Here is a 15,426-nt window from a genome sequence, read left to right as displayed (position 1 = left end):
CAGGACACCCCCGATGAAACTCGCGCTCCTTTCGCGCGCCCCGCAGGCGTACTCCACTCAGCGGCTCCGAGCGGCCGCGCTGCAACGGGGGCACAGGGTGAAGGTGCTGGATACGCTGCGCTTCGCCATCGATCTGTCCGGCGACGAGCCCGACCTGCAGTACCGGGGCAAGCTGCTGTCCGACTACGACGCGATCCTGCCGCGCATCGGCAACTCGATCACGTACTTCGGCACGGCCGTCGTGCGCCAGTTCGAGCAGATGGATGTGTACACACCCAACACCGCGAACGGCATCACCAACTCCCGCGACAAGCTCCGGGCGACGCAGATCCTGTCCCGCCACAACATCGGGATGCCGGCGACGGCGTTCGTGCACAGCCGCGCCGACGTGCGCCTCGCCATCGAGAAGGTGGGAGGGGCGCCCGTCGTCATCAAGCTGCTGGAGGGAACGCAGGGCATCGGCGTCATCCTCGCCCCCGAGGTGAAGATCGCGGAGGCCATCATCGAGACGCTGCACTCGACCAAGCAGAACGTGCTGATCCAGAGCTTCATCTCGGAGAGCCGCGGCCGCGACATCCGGGCGCTGGTCGTCGGCGACCGCGTCGTCGCCGCGATGCGCCGCAGGGCGAATGGCGACGAGTTCCGCTCCAACGTGCACCGCGGCGGCTCCGTCGAGCCGGTGGAGCTGTCGCCGGAGTACGAGCAGGCCGCCGTGCGCTCCGCCCAGATCATGGGCCTCCGCGTCGCCGGTGTCGACATGCTGGAGGGCAACGACGGCCCTCTGGTCATGGAGGTCAACTCCTCCCCCGGACTGGAGGGCATCGAGACGGCGACCGGGCTGGATGTGGCCGGTGCGATCATCGACTTCATCGACAACCAGGTCGCGTTCCCCGAGATCGACGTGCGTCAGCGCCTCAGCGTCTCCACCGGATACGGCGTGGCCGAGCTGGTCGTGCACGGCAACGCCGACCTCGTCGGCAAGCGGATGCGCGACTCCGGCCTCGGCGAGCGCGACATCACCGTGCTCACCCTGCACCGCGGAGCGACCGTCATCCCGAACCCGCGCGGAGACGTCGAGCTGGAGGCGGGCGACCGTCTCCTCTGCTTCGGCAAGCTGGAGGAGATGCGCTCGATGATCCCCGAGCGTCGCCGTCGCCGCACCAAGGTCCGCAAGCTCCCGAAGGAGCCGCTGCCGGAGAGCTAGGCTCCCACTCTCTCCCAGCCGGACGCGAGCGGCAGCGGTTCTCCGGGCAGCGGGGCCCAGGTGTCCCAGTCCACCGACAGCGGGAACGCCTGCGCTTCGACGGCCTCCACCGCCCGCCGTCGTGCGTCTTCGACCGCGGCGATCCTGGCGGCGTCGAACTTGCCCGTCTCCTCCGCCCAGGCGAGTTCGTCCTCGTCCTTGAGGCTGTGGCTGCCGTCCGGCTCTGCGATCACATCCAGGATCCAGTCGGCGGTGTCGAATCCGAGCGGCGTGCGCACCCACGGCGACTCCAGGTTCACGTACGCGTGCTCCGTCCACCCGTCCGGGGTGAGCCAGCGCCACATCGACCACGGCTGTCCTGGCACGTGCACGCGCAGCACGCCGTCGCCCGTCCAGACGTGCTCCTCGTAGCCGCCGCCCCAGCCGCCGGGCAGCATGTTGCGCCCGCGCGGCCCTCCGCGTCGCCCGACGGCCACTCTGCCGACGGTTCCCGCCGGCTGCCAGAGGGCGATGCACCGCTCGGAGTCTTCGACGACGTAGTGCTGGTAGACGCTGCTGATGCGGTCGTCGGAGACCCAACGGAGGAGTGAGGTCGCTGTGGTCGCGGTGGTCTGCGGCATGGAGTGGAGTCTAGCCGTGCAGGGCAGGCTCCCCGCTCCGCTCGACCTCGTGCTCGTCGTCGAGGAACGCCTCGTGATGATATCCGGACCCGTCGAGCACAACCACCGTCGATTCCGGCACCTCCAGGAACACGCCGGGCAGGTCGTTGAGCGGTTCGGACACCACGAGGTGGGCGCGGCGGTCGAAGATCTTGAAGCGTTCGATGTCCGGGTACATCTCCAGCAGGGTCGGGATGTCCACCGAGTGGAACAGCGACCGCGTCCTGTGCTGCGTCGAATACCGGAACGCCCAGATGGTCTTCCCGTCCGCCACGGCGAGAGTCCCCTGCATCGGGAACCGGATGTCGTGCGCGTGCCCGATCTCTTCGACCTTCCGGATGGCCGCGGCGACCGCCGAGATCGGGTCGTCCCTCAGCCCGTAGGAGAGGGCGAGGTAGAACAGCACCTCGCTGTCCGTCGTGCCCTGGATGTACGGGTACAGGGCGGGGTCGACCGCCATCGTGAGGTCCCGTTTGATCTTCGGGAACTCGTCGATCGCCCCGTTGTGCATGAACATCCAGTGCTCGTGGCGGAACGGGTGGCAGTTGGTCTGCTGGATCGGTGGATGCGTCGCCGCCCGCACGTGCGCGAAGAACATCGGGCTCTCGATCGCCGTCGAGAGCTCCCGCAGATTGGCGTCGTTCCACGCCGGTTCCGTGCTGTGGAAGATCGCGGGGGTGTCGTCGCGGGTTCCCCCGCTCGGGTACCAGCCGAGGCCGAAGCCGTCGCCGTTGACCGGCTCTGCTCCGAGCGACGAGTTGAGCGACTGCGCGACGATCGAATTCTGCGCGTCGAGCACCAGGGTCGACGGTCTGAGCGGCCCTCCGGAATATGCCAGCCATCTACACATCGCACGACCTCCTCGTCAGTGCTTTCGGTATGGGCTCATCCTCTCACCGGGGAGGCCCACCGACTAGCCCGGGTTTCCGCTGGCCGCCCAGGCGCGCGCGACCATCGGGATGGTCCCGTCCTCCTGGATCGGCAGGTGCCCGACCAGGTGATCGCGGAGCCGGTCCCGTGCTGCGGCATCCAGCCCCGCGACGTAGCCTGGTGCCGGCCCCTGCCCGCCGAGGAACGGCGTCCAGTAGTCGTCGAAGTCGCCGAACACGGTCGGGATGTCGACCGCCCGCACGGTCACGCCGGTCAGGCCGGCGGCGGCGAACTCCTCCCCCAGCGCCTCCGGCCTGCACAGGGGGAACCGGGCGGCCTCGTCCAGCTCGGCCGCCGCCGGATCGAGCTCGACCGCCGCATCCCAGAAGCAGCGCAGGAACTCCATCCGGCCGCCGTAGTCCCACACCGTCGCCGCGACCATCCCGCCCGGCCGCACCACCCGGACCGCCTCGGCGAGCGCCGCCTGCACCTCCGGCACGAAGTTCAGCACCAGCCCGGACGCCGCGACGTCGATGGACGCGCCGGGCAGAGGAAGCGCGTCTGCCGACCCCCGCAGCAGCCTCGCCCTTCCGCCCAGGTTCGTGGCGGCCGAGCGCAGGAAGCCGTCCGACGGTTCGACCCCGACGACCGACGCCGGGTCGCACCTGTCGAGGATCGCGCCGGCCAGCGCTCCGGTGCCGCACCCCACATCCAGCCAGTCGAGTCCGGGGCCAGCACTCAGTCCGTCGAGGAACGGCACGGCGAGCAGCCTGCTCCACCGCCCCACGTACCGCTCGTACGCGTCGCCGCGCTCCCAGGTGTCTCCGCCGTCCCCGTCCACGGTCCCCAGTGTGCGCCTCCCCCGCCCGTGCCGCACCGAATCGCCCGCAAACACTGGACTATTGTTGCCACCCGCAACAGAATGCAGTTATGAGGGGCCCTCATGTTATCCGCACTCCGGATCAACGGCTGCGGATCTTCGTCAGTTCCACGCTGCAAGAGCTCGCCGATGAGCGTCGCGCCGCGCGGTCCGCCATCGAGCGCCTGCACCTCGCGCCCGTCATGTTCGAGCTCGGCGCCCGCCCGCATCCGCCCCGCGATCTGTACCGCGCCTACCTCGAACAGAGCGACGTGTTCCTCGGCCTCTACTGGGAACGCTACGGCTGGGTGGCGCCGGAGGAGGAGGTCTCCGGCCTCGAGGACGAGTACAACCTCTGCCCGGACGACCTCCCCCGCCTGCTCTACGTCAAGACGCCCGCCGAGCGCCGGGAGCCCAAGCTCACCGAGCTGCTCAACCGCATCAGGGACGACGACCGCGCCGCGTACAAATACTTCGAGTCGGCGAAGGAGCTGGCCCGCCTCGTCGAGGCCGACCTCGCCACTCTGCTCGCCGAGCGCTTCGAGCAGAGCAGGTCGTTCGTGCCGCTCGACGTCCCCGCCGACGCGGACAGGGTCGCGGAGCCGGTCCGGCTTCCCGAACCGCTCACCGGGCTCATCGGCCGCCACGCCGACCTGGATGCGATCCGCGACCTCTACAGCGCCGGCGCCCGCCTCGTCACGCTCACCGGCCCCGGAGGTATCGGCAAGAGCCGCCTCGCCCTCGCGGCGGCGCGCGCTGTCACCCCCGCGTTCGTCGACGGCGCCGTGTTCGTCGACCTGTCGGCCGTCCACGACCCTGACCGGGTGCCCGCCGCCATCGCGCAGGCCCTCGGCGTCCGGGACACCGGAGACGCCCCCATCATGGAGAACCTGGCGACGGCCCTGCAGGACAGGCACCTGCTGATGGTGCTCGACAATTTCGAGCAGGTGCTCACCGCCGCTCCCACCCTCACCGCGTTGCTCGCCGCAGCGCCCGGCGTCTCGATGATGGTCACCAGCCGCGCGCTGCTCCGGCTCACCGCCGAGCAGAGCTTCGAGGTCGGTCCGCTCCCGGAGGACTCGTCCGTCAGCCTCTTCGTCGAGCGCGCCCACGCCGTCAAGCCGGACTTCGAGGTCACGGACGAGAACCGGTCGGCGGTCACCGGCGTCTGCGCGGCCGTCGACGGGATGCCGCTGGCCATCGAGCTCGCCGCCGCGCGCATCCGGGTGCTCTCCCCCGACGACCTGCTCGACAGGCTCGACCGCAGCCTCTCGGTGCTCGTCGGCGGTTCCCGCGACCTCCCCGAACGGCAGCAGACCCTCCGCAGGACGATCGAGTGGAGCACCCAGCTGCTCGACGACGACCAGCGCAGGCTGCTCGCGCGCCTCGGCGTGTTCGAGGGCGGCTTCACCCTGGAGGCGGCGGAGGCGATCGGGTCGGAGGTGATCGGTGCGGATGCGAGCGCGGAGGGCGCCGCTGCCGTCCGCGACGTCCTCGGCGACCTCGCCGCCCTCGTCGACAGCAGCCTCGTGCGGCAACAGGACAGCGATGGGCGCGCCCGGTTCGCCATGCAGGCCATCGTGCGCGAGTACGCGAGGGAGCAGCTGTGGGACGCCGGTCTGCTGCACGCCGCCCGCGAAGCGCACGCCCGCTTCCTGCTCTCGCTCGGCGACAGCGCCAAAGAGGAACTGAAGGGCGGCAGGCAGCGCGAGTGGCTGCGGCGGCTCGGCGACGAACGGGCTAACCTGCGCGCTGCCGAGCGGTTCCTGCTCGGCAGCCGCGACTGGGACCGCGCCGCCCACCTCGCGTACAGCCTCTACCTCTACTGGTGGGTCTCCGGCCTGCTCGGCGAGGTCAGGACCTGGATGGACGAGGCCCTCGACTCGGGAAGCGACCTCACCGACCACACCAGGGCGATCGCCCTCTACTTCACCAGGACCATCATGTTCTGGAAGGACCCGGACGGCAGCGTCGCCGCCGAGCTCGCGGAGAGCGCCGACCTGTTCCGCAGCGTGAGCGATCCGGACGGCGAGGGCCTGACCCGCATCTCCCTCGCCCTCGCGCTGCTTGCCGGCGCGAAGCCCGACCCAGAGCGCGCGGAGGAGGTCATGCAGGAGAGCCTGCGCCTGTTCCGTTCCAGCGGCAGCGTGTGGGGCGAGTCGATGGCGCTCGTCCTCCTCGGCCGCGTCTCGCTGCGGAAGCAGGACATCCAGGAGGCGAGGGACCGGTTCGCGAGGAGCCTCGCCCTCACCCGCTCCGCCGGGGATGCGGTCGGAGAGCGGATCGCCACATACCACCTGGGCTGGGCGCAGCTGATGCTCGGCGAGACGGACGACGCCCGCGCCGACTTCGCCCGCAGCGTCACGGTCTCCGCCGCGCTCGGCCACGTCGAGGGTCTGGCGTACGGCCTGGAGGGCATGGTCGCCATCGCCGCCATCGCCGGTGACGTGGACCGGGCAGGGCGGCTGGCCGGCGCCGCCAGGGCGCTGCGCGAGCGCAGCGGTCTGCACAACGGACCGACGTTCACCTTCCACCAGAAATACCTCGACCGGCTCACCGCCGCCGGCGACGGCGCTGCCCTGGATACTGCCATCGCCGCCGGCCGCGAACTCTCGGTCGAGCAGGCGGTCGCCGAGGCCCTCGCGGAGGTCGGCGCCTGAGCCGTCACCGCCTTTCGGCCTCGCCGCGCACCGCGTCCGTGTCCGCCGGATCGCGCTGCCGCCTGCTCAGGTACAGGATCGGTATCCCGATCAGCTCCACCACCCCACCGATCACCAGGGACGTCCCGTACCCCCAGGCGTCGGCCGCGCGCCCGAGCGCCGGCTGGATGAACACCCCGCCGAGGCTGCCGAACAGCGAGTCGAACGAGAGCACCGTCGCCCGCTGCTTCGACGGGATCATGTCGTTCAGGTACGCCCGCCGCACCGGCCCTGCCACCGCGAACACGAACCCCCACACCACCAGGAACACCACCGCCAGCCAGAACAGGCTCGTGATCCCGAGCACCATCAGCACCACCACGCTGCACAGCGATGCCCCGATCACCGTGGTGGTCCGCCGCGCGAACAGCCCCCGGATGCGCGGGGCGAGCACGCCGCCCGCCACCTGTGCCAGCGACAGGATCGCCGCCGCCAGCCCGGCCACCGAGTACGCGGTCGGATCCCCGTACAGCTCCAGCAGGTACGGCTGCAGCGCGTAGAACGCGTAGATGCCGACCCCGGATGCGAACGGTGCAGACAGGATCACGTAGCGCACCGAGCGCTTCCGCAGCCCGTGGTCGATGGACTGGACGAGCACGTTCCTCGTCGCCTTCAGCGGCCCCATCGACCGGTCCGGCGTGAACCCGATGTCTCTCATCACCACCGCCGCGAACACGAACATCACCACCAGGACCCCCGCCCGCAGCAGGAACGGCACCCCCAGGTTCGTCGCCTGGGCGATCACCCCGCCGAGCACGGAACCCGCGAACATCGCGATGCCGGTCACCACCAGCCCGCGCCCGAACACCGCCTCGAGACTCCCGGTGTACTCGGTGGCGGCCAGCGCATCCACCAGCCAGGCGTCGACGGCGCCGGAGAAGAAGGTGAAGCCGAGCCCGAGCAGCACGGACACGAGCGCCCACCAGACGAACGGGGCGTGCCAGAGCCAGAGCATCCAATACAGCGCGGTGGTCACCGACAGCGTCACCGTGCCGAGCAGATACGACGCCTTCCTGCCGACGGTGTCGGCGACGACGCCGGTCGGGATCTCGAAGACCACCATCCCCGCGGTGAAGAACGCGTTCGCGGCGAACGCCTCGAAATTGGTCAGCCCGGCGTCCAGCAGGAACAGCGTGTTGATGCCCCAGATGAAGGACGCAGCCAGCGTGTTGCCGAGCAGCAGGGTCAGGTAGATCCTCTGCACTCGCCGTGCCGCCGGGTTCATGGCCGGCGTCCGCTCCGCGCATCCGGTGTCGTCACACCTGCCATCATCGACCCGCGCGGCCCGCGACGCCAGGCTCGCGTGAGCGGCTGAGCCCGCTGAGGACTACCGTTGAACGTATGACAGCACCGGATACAGCGCAGGACGAGGCAGAGACTGCCCGCGAAGCGACGACATTCTCTGAGCTGGGACTCGACGGGGCTGTGCTGAAGGCACTCAAGGACGTGGGTTACGAGACCCCGTCCGCCATCCAGGCCGCGACCATCCCACTCCTCCTCGAAGGCCGCGACGTCGTCGGCCTCGCCCAGACAGGCACCGGCAAGACGGCGGCGTTCGCGCTGCCGATCCTGTCCAGGCTCGACACCTCCCAGAAGACCCCGCAGGCACTCGTCCTCGCACCCACGCGCGAGCTCGCGCTGCAGGTGTGCGAGGCGTTCGAGAAGTACGCAGCGCACGTGCGCGGCGTCCACGTCCTCCCGATCTACGGCGGCCAGGGCTACGGCGTGCAGCTGTCCGCGCTCCGCCGCGGCGTCCACGTCGTCGTCGGTACGCCCGGCCGCATCATGGACCACCTGGCCAAGGGCACCCTCGACCTCTCCGAGCTCAAGTACCTCGTGCTCGACGAGGCGGACGAGATGCTCAAGATGGGCTTCGCCGAAGACGTGGAGACGATCCTCGCCGACACCCCGGACGACAAGCAGGTGGCGCTGTTCTCCGCCACGATGCCGGCCCAGATCCGCCGCATCTCCAAGAAGTACCTGCACGACCCGGAAGAGATCACGGTCAAGAACAAGACCACGACCTCGGCCAACACCACGCAGCGCTACCTGATGGTCTCGTACCCGCAGAAAGTGGATGCGCTCACCCGCATCCTCGAGGTCGAGAACTTCGAGGGCATGATCGTCTTCGTCCGCACCAAGAACGAGACGGAGACGCTCGCCGAGCGCCTGCGCGCCCGCGGATACTCGGCCGCCGCCATCAACGGCGACGTGGCCCAGGCTCAGCGCGAACGCACCGTCGACCAGCTGAAGTCGGGCAAGCTCGACATCCTGGTGGCAACGGATGTGGCCGCCCGCGGTCTCGACGTGGAGCGCATCAGTCACGTCGTCAACTTCGACATCCCGATCGACACGGAGTCGTACGTGCACCGGATCGGCCGCACCGGCCGCGCCGGCCGTAGCGGCGCCGCGATCAGCTTCGTCACTCCCCGTGAGCGCCGGCTGCTGGCCGCGATCGAGAAGGCCACACGTCAGCCGCTGACCCAGATGCAGCTGCCCACGATCGAGGACGTCAACGTCACGCGCCTGGCGCGCTTCGACGACGCGATCACGGATGCGCTGGGCCAGGAGGACAGGATCGCCCGCTTCCGCGACATCATCACCCACTATGTGGAGCACCACGACGTGCCGGAGGCCGACGTGGCCGCCGCTCTCGCCGTGGTGGCTCAGGGCGAGGAGCCGCTGCTGCTCTCCCCCGAGGACGAACTCTCCCGCCGGGTGGAGCGCGACGGCCGCAGCGCGGAGCGCACGCGCGACTCGCGCGACGGACGCGACACCCGCGACTCCCGGGGCGACCGCTCCGGCCGTTCGGACCGTCCGGAGCGTCGCAGCCGTCCGAGCGGCAAGCCGATGGCGTCGTACCGTCTGGAGGTGGGCCGCCGTCAGAAGGTGGAGCCGCGCCAGATCGTCGGCGCCCTGGCCAACGAGGGCGGCCTGAGTCGCGAGGACTTCGGAGCCATCCAGATCCTCCCCGCCTTCTCCCTGGTGGAGCTGCCGGCGGATCTGCCCGGAGACGTCCTCCAGCGCCTGGAGAGCACACGCATCGGCGGCAAGCTCATCGAGCTGCGCCCCGACCGCAGGGGCGGCACCGTCCACCGCGACGACCGTGCTCCGCGGGCGGATCGCGACGATCGCCCGGCGCGCAAGCCGCGCCACAAGTAGCGCCAGAACCCCCGCTACAACGCAGAAAGGGCCGCCCGGTTTCGGGTGGCCCTTTCTTCATGTCCGCACCGGCATATAGCCGTCTGTGTGGTGTTGTGGTGGTGTTAAATGCGAAAGAGCCACCCGGTGTGGGGTGGCTCTTTCTAAAAGGAGTCCGGCGGTGTCCTACTCTCCCACAGGGTCCCCCCTGCAGTACCATCGGCGCAGAGAGTCTTAGCTTCCGGGTTCGGAATGTGACCGGGCGTTTCCCTCTCGCTATGGCCGCCGAAACACTATTGATGTATCAAAGTGAACGGACCAATCAGCTGATTGGTTCGGTTCTCGACCGTACATCGAGAACCACATAGTGGACGCAAGCATTCTTCAGGCCTCACACACCAGCCTTACAACATGTGTGTGAGTAGTGATTGTCAAGTTATCGGCTTATTAGTACCGGTCAGCTCCATGGGTCTTTAGTCCCCACTTCCACATCCGGCCTATCAACCCAGTAGTCTAGCTGGGAGCCTCTCGCCCGAAGGCATGGAAATCTCATCTCAAGGCCGGCTTCCCGCTTAGATGCTTTCAGCGGTTATCCATCCCGAACGTAGCTAATCAGCGGTGCTCCTGGCGGAACAACTGACACACCAGAGGTTCGTCCAACCCGGTCCTCTCGTACTAGGGTCAGATCCTTTCAAATTTCCTACGCGCGCAGCGGATAGGGACCGAACTGTCTCACGACGTTCTAAACCCAGCTCGCGTACCGCTTTAATGGGCGAACAGCCCAACCCTTGGGACCTACTCCAGCCCCAGGATGCGACGAGCCGACATCGAGGTGCCAAACCATGCCGTCGATATGGACTCTTGGGCAAGATCAGCCTGTTATCCCCGAGGTACCTTTTATCCGTTGAGCGACAGCGCTTCCACAAGCCACTGCCGGATCACTAGTCCCGACTTTCGTCCCTGCTCGACTTGTCAGTCTCACAGTCAAGCTCCCTTGTGCACTTACACTCGACACCTGATTGCCAACCAGGTTGAGGGAACCTTTGGGCGCCTCCGTTACTTTTTGGGAGGCAACCGCCCCAGTTAAACTACCCACCAGGCACTGTCCCTGAACCGGATTACGGTTCGAAGTTAGATATCCAGAGTGACCAGAGTGGTATTTCAACAATGACTCCACGAACACTAGCGTGCCCGCTTCACAGTCTCCCACCTATCCTACACAAGCCACACCGAACACCAATACCAAGCTGTAGTAAAGGTCACGGGGTCTTTCCGTCCTGCTGCGCGTAACGAGCATCTTTACTCGTAGTGCAATTTCGCCGAGTTCGCGGTTGAGACAGCTGGGAAGTCGTTACGCCATTCGTGCAGGTCGGAACTTACCCGACAAGGAATTTCGCTACCTTAGGATGGTTATAGTTACCACCGCCGTTTACTGGGGCTTAAATTCTCAGCTTCGCCTTACGGCTAACCGTTCCTCTTAACCTTCCAGCACCGGGCAGGCGTCAGTCCGTATACATCGTCTTGCGACTTAGCACGGACCTGTGTTTTTAGTAAACAGTCGCTTCCCACTGGTCTCTGCGGCCGTCAAACGCTCCCGGAGCAAGTCCGTTCACGCCTCAGGCCCCCCTTCTCCCGAAGTTACGGGGGCATTTTGCCGAGTTCCTTAACCACGATTCTCTCGATCTCCTTGGTATTCTCTACCTGACCACCTGAGTCGGTTTGGGGTACGGGCGGCTGGAACCTCGCGTCGATGCTTTTCTTGGCAGCATAGGATCACCGATTTCGTCACTTAAGACTACCCATCGTGCCTGGCCCTATATGAGAGACGGATTTGCCTATCTCTCGGGTTACACACTTAGACCGGGACAACCATCGCCCGGCTCGGCTACCTTCCTGCGTCACACCTGTTAATACGCTAGCCGCACCAGCATAGGGTCGTGTGCTAGGCCCACTCGTCTCAACCCGAAGGCCTCGATCAAGGGGATTCAGACACTTAGCATTACTGGATTAGCTTGGGCGGTTCTTCGCCGGTACGGGAATATCAACCCGTTGTCCATCGACTACGCCTGTCGGCCTCGCCTTAGGTCCCGACTTACCCAGGGCGGATTAGCCTGGCCCTGGAACCCTTGGTCTTTCGGAGGACGGGTTTCTCACCCGTCTTTCGCTACTCATGCCTGCATTCTCACTCGTGTAGCGTCCACGGCTGGTTCACACCGCCGCTTCACTCGCCACACGACGCTCTCCTACCCATCAACACGGCTGGACCACGAAGGCCTACCACTAATGTCAATGCCACAACTTCGGTGGCGTGCTTGAGCCCCGTTACATTGTCGGCGCGGAATCACTTGACCAGTGAGCTATTACGCACTCTTTCAAGGGTGGCTGCTTCTAAGCCAACCTCCTGGTTGTCTGTGCAACTCCACATCCTTTCCCACTTAGCACGCGCTTAGGGACCTTAGTTGGTGGTCTGGGTTGTTTCCCTCTCGACGATGAAGCTTATCCCCCACCGTCTCACTGCTGCGCTCTCACTTACCGGCATTCGGAGTTTGGCTGACGTCAGTAACCTTTTGGGGCCCATCGGCCATCCAGTAGCTCTACCTCCGGCAAGAAACACGCAACGCTGCACCTAAATGCATTTCGGAGAGAACCAGCTATCACGAAGTTTGATTGGCCTTTCACCCCTATCCACAGCTCATCCCCTCAGTTTTCAACCTAAGTGGGTTCGGTCCTCCACGACGTCTTACCGTCGCTTCAACCTGGCCATGGATAGATCACTTCGCTTCGGGTCTAGGACATGCGACTGAATCGCCCTATTCAGACTCGCTTTCGCTACGGCTACCCCTCACGGGTTAACCTCGCCACATATCGCTAACTCGCAGGCTCATTCTTCAAAAGGCACGCTGTCACCCCTACAAGGAGGCTCCAACGGTTTGTAAGCAAACGGTTTCAGGTACTATTTCACTCCCCTCCCGGGGTACTTTTCACCTTTCCCTCACGGTACTTGTCCGCTATCGGTCATCTGGGAGTATTTAGGCTTATCAGGTGGTCCTGACAGATTCACACGGGATTTCTCGGGCCCCGTGCTACTTGGGATACTCTTCACGCCATCAGAACATTTCGGCTACGGGGTTGGCACCCTCTATGACTGGCCTTTCAAAACCATTCGCCTATATTCCTCTGTAACGTTCGCTGTTCGGCAGAAGCAGCAGAAAAGTCCCACAACCCCGACCATGCAACGCCTGCCGGCTATCACACATGATCGGTTTAGCCTGATCCGGTTTCGCTCGCCACTACTAACGGAATCGCTTTTGCTTTCTCTTCCTGTGGGTACTGAGATGTTTCACTTCCCCACGTTCCCTCTACCCGCCCTATATATTCAGGCGGGAGTCACTGGGTCACCTTACGGGCCCAGCGGGGTTTCCCCATTCGGAAATCCTCGGATCAAAGTTCGTTTATCAACTCCCCGAGGCTTATCGCAGATTACTACGTCCTTCTTCGGCTCCAGATGCCAAGGCATCCACCGTTTGCTCTTAGAAACTTGAAATCACATGAGTTTATGAATCGATCGGCCCACCAAAAGGTGAGCAGATTGACCAATGATCTACCAACACTCCAAAAGAGTGTCGATTTGATCTTGTGATCCGAGACTCGAAAGTCTCGAATCTAAGATGCTCGCGTCCACTGTGTAGTTCTCAAAGTACGGGCGGTACCCTTTCCGCCAGCCACATCATGGCCAACAAGAAAAGGTCCAGAGGTTCGTTTCCCACCCCCTGACGGGATGAGGCCCGGTCCCTCAGGACCCAACAGCGTGCATATGCGGAACATCCAGGTCCGAACCGTTCCAACTCCCCGAAGGAAGCGTACTGAGTCCGAGCCGATCAGCTCCGCACCAATGTCAATGTTCCACCCATGAGCTACCAGCGAGAACATTCGTCTCGATCTGGCGCCTGGACACCACCAGCGTCTTTCAACACCGGGATGCCAGATGCTCCTTAGAAAGGAGGTGATCCAGCCGCACCTTCCGGTACGGCTACCTTGTTACGACTTAGTCCTAATCACCGATCCCACCTTCGACGGCTCCTTCCACAAGGGTTAGGCCACCGGCTTCGGGTGTTACCGACTTTCATGACTTGACGGGCGGTGTGTACAAGGCCCGGGAACGTATTCACCGCAGCGTTGCTGATCTGCGATTACTAGCGACTCCGACTTCATGAGGTCGAGTTGCAGACCTCAATCCGAACTGAGACCGGCTTTTTGGGATTCGCTCCACCTTACGGTATTGCAGCCCTTTGTACCGGCCATTGTAGCATGCGTGAAGCCCAAGACATAAGGGGCATGATGATTTGACGTCATCCCCACCTTCCTCCGAGTTGACCCCGGCAGTCTCCTATGAGTTCCCACCATTACGTGCTGGCAACATAGAACGAGGGTTGCGCTCGTTGCGGGACTTAACCCAACATCTCACGACACGAGCTGACGACAACCATGCACCACCTGTTTACGAGTGTCCAAAGAGTTGACCATTTCTGGCCCGTTCTCGTATATGTCAAGCCTTGGTAAGGTTCTTCGCGTTGCATCGAATTAATCCGCATGCTCCGCCGCTTGTGCGGGCCCCCGTCAATTCCTTTGAGTTTTAGCCTTGCGGCCGTACTCCCCAGGCGGGGCGCTTAATGCGTTAGCTGCGACACGGAAACCGTGGAATGGTCCCCACATCTAGCGCCCAACGTTTACGGCGTGGACTACCAGGGTATCTAATCCTGTTCGCTCCCCACGCTTTCGCTCCTCAGCGTCAGTTACGGCCCAGAGAACTGCCTTCGCCATCGGTGTTCCTCCTGATATCTGCGCATTCCACCGCTACACCAGGAATTCCATTCTCCCCTACCGCACTCTAGTCTGCCCGTACCCACTGCAGGCCCGAGGTTGAGCCTCGGGTTTTCACAGCAGACGCGACAAACCGCCTACGAGCTCTTTACGCCCAATAATTCCGGACAACGCTTGCACCCTACGTATTACCGCGGCTGCTGGCACGTAGTTAGCCGGTGCTTTTTCTGCAGGTACCGTCACTTTCGCTTCTTCCCTACTAAAAGAGGTTTACAACCCGAAGGCCGTCGTCCCTCACGCGGCGTTGCTGCATCAGGCTTGCGCCCATTGTGCAATATTCCCCACTGCTGCCTCCCGTAGGAGTCTGGGCCGTGTCTCAGTCCCAGTGTGGCCGGTCACCCTCTCAGGCCGGCTACCCGTCGTAGGCTTGGTGAGCCGTTACCTCACCAACTACCTGATAGGCCGCGAGTCCATCCTTGACCGAAATTCTTTCCACGCACAGGAGATGCCTCCGTACGTCATATCCGGTATTAGCTTCCGTTTCCGGAGGTTATCCCAGAGTCAAGGGCAGGTTACTCACGTGTTACTCACCCGTTCGCCACTAATCCCCCAGAGCAAGCTCCAGGTTCATCGTTCGACTTGCATGTGTTAAGCACGCCGCCAGCGTTCGTCCTGAGCCAGGATCAAACTCTCCGTAAATGTTTAGCTCCACAATCGCAAGCGACCGGGAAACATTGTGCGAGAAGCGGACCGGAAAAAGGTCTGTTCTCCCCGCGAGTTGATCTGACTAGTTTCGAATATCTACTGACATTCTGTATCTAATCCAAAGGAATCTCTTGCCTAGCCGAAGCTAAACACGAGGTTTTTGGCATTTGACATTGTGCACGCTGTTGAGTTCTCAAGGATCGGACGCTCCCACCATCCCGCATCACACGGTCAAAATGGGGCAACCTGTCAACCCTACCACTCGAAGCCATCCTGTCAAATCAGCCGGTCGCAACCTGGCCGCCTGAAACAGGCAACCGATCACACGACCGAGCATGACGATCAGCTCAGTAAGTGGAGGATAACCACCCTCGGATATTCGAGAAGAAAACCGGGGATGTGGTCCCGCTTGAGGCCGGGGAGCAGTTCCGCTCTCCCGCACCTTTGGGGTGACAAGTAAGTACTTTA

The 15,426-nt window shown here is 64.2% G+C and carries 7 protein-coding genes and 3 rRNA genes; 3 read left to right on the top strand and 7 right to left on the bottom strand.

Annotated elements, in window-relative coordinates:
• Positions 1–13: 13 nt before the first annotated feature.
• On the top strand, positions 14–1,204 hold the full coding sequence (gene rimK / locus ACN6M5_RS00075; protein WP_085370756.1) for a 30S ribosomal protein S6--L-glutamate ligase: 1,191 nt from the start codon (positions 14–16) through the stop codon (positions 1,202–1,204).
• Here rimK and ACN6M5_RS00070 read toward each other — a convergent pair.
• The 3 genes from ACN6M5_RS00070 to ACN6M5_RS00060 form a co-directional block, all read right to left on the bottom strand.
• Positions 1,201–1,824 (bottom strand): ribonuclease FAU-1 family protein, encoded by a 624-nt coding sequence (locus tag ACN6M5_RS00070; protein ID WP_434948072.1) that lies wholly within the window; start codon positions 1,822–1,824, stop codon positions 1,201–1,203. The two genes, rimK and ACN6M5_RS00070, sit on opposite strands and share 4 nt — an antisense overlap.
• A 10-nt stretch (positions 1,825–1,834) precedes the next feature.
• A complete protein-coding gene (locus tag ACN6M5_RS00065; protein ID WP_434948071.1) occupies positions 1,835–2,713 on the bottom strand; it encodes a class II glutamine amidotransferase in 879 nt (292 codons plus the stop codon).
• 63 nt (positions 2,714–2,776) lie between these two features.
• The gene (locus ACN6M5_RS00060) at positions 2,777–3,574 is read right to left on the bottom strand and encodes a class I SAM-dependent methyltransferase (protein ID WP_434948070.1); all 798 of its coding nucleotides are present in this window, start codon (positions 3,572–3,574) and stop codon (positions 2,777–2,779) included.
• Positions 3,575–3,663: 89 nt separating this feature from the next.
• Here ACN6M5_RS00060 and ACN6M5_RS00055 point away from each other — a divergent pair, with 89 nt between their 5' ends.
• Complete coding sequence (locus ACN6M5_RS00055) at positions 3,664–6,252, top strand: ATP-binding protein (RefSeq protein ID WP_434948069.1); 2,589 nt, start codon at positions 3,664–3,666, stop codon at positions 6,250–6,252.
• Between the two features lie 4 nt (positions 6,253–6,256).
• On the opposite strand, the gene ACN6M5_RS00050 is transcribed toward ACN6M5_RS00055, so the two are convergent.
• Positions 6,257–7,516, bottom strand: coding sequence for an MFS transporter (locus ACN6M5_RS00050; RefSeq protein WP_434948068.1), 1,260 nt, complete (start codon positions 7,514–7,516; stop codon positions 6,257–6,259).
• 116 nt (positions 7,517–7,632) lie between these two features.
• Between ACN6M5_RS00050 and ACN6M5_RS00045 the strand changes: the two genes are divergently transcribed.
• Positions 7,633–9,453: a DEAD/DEAH box helicase gene (locus ACN6M5_RS00045; RefSeq protein WP_168688968.1), complete on the top strand. Its 1,821-nt coding sequence runs from the start codon at positions 7,633–7,635 to the stop codon at positions 9,451–9,453.
• A 152-nt stretch (positions 9,454–9,605) separates the two neighbouring features.
• Here ACN6M5_RS00045 and rrf read toward each other — a convergent pair.
• The 3 genes from rrf to ACN6M5_RS00030 all read right to left on the bottom strand — a co-directional run bounded on the left by rrf (position 9,606) and on the right by ACN6M5_RS00030 (position 14,952).
• Positions 9,606–9,722: ribosomal RNA gene (gene rrf, locus ACN6M5_RS00040) — 5S ribosomal RNA — on the bottom strand.
• 137 nt (positions 9,723–9,859) lie between these two features.
• Positions 9,860–12,976: ribosomal RNA gene (locus ACN6M5_RS00035) — 23S ribosomal RNA — on the bottom strand.
• A gap of 452 nt (positions 12,977–13,428) precedes the next feature.
• A 16S ribosomal RNA gene (locus ACN6M5_RS00030) occupies positions 13,429–14,952 on the bottom strand.
• Together the 16S, 23S and 5S rRNA genes form the textbook arrangement of a ribosomal RNA operon.
• Positions 14,953–15,426: the final 474 nt, after the last annotated feature.

It is taken from the genome of Leifsonia araucanica (assembly GCF_051161895.1).
Classification (GTDB): Bacteria; Actinomycetota; Actinomycetes; order Actinomycetales; family Microbacteriaceae; genus Leifsonia.
The sequence above is the reverse complement of the archived record's forward strand: the minus strand, read 5'-3'. Positions and strand labels throughout refer to the sequence as shown.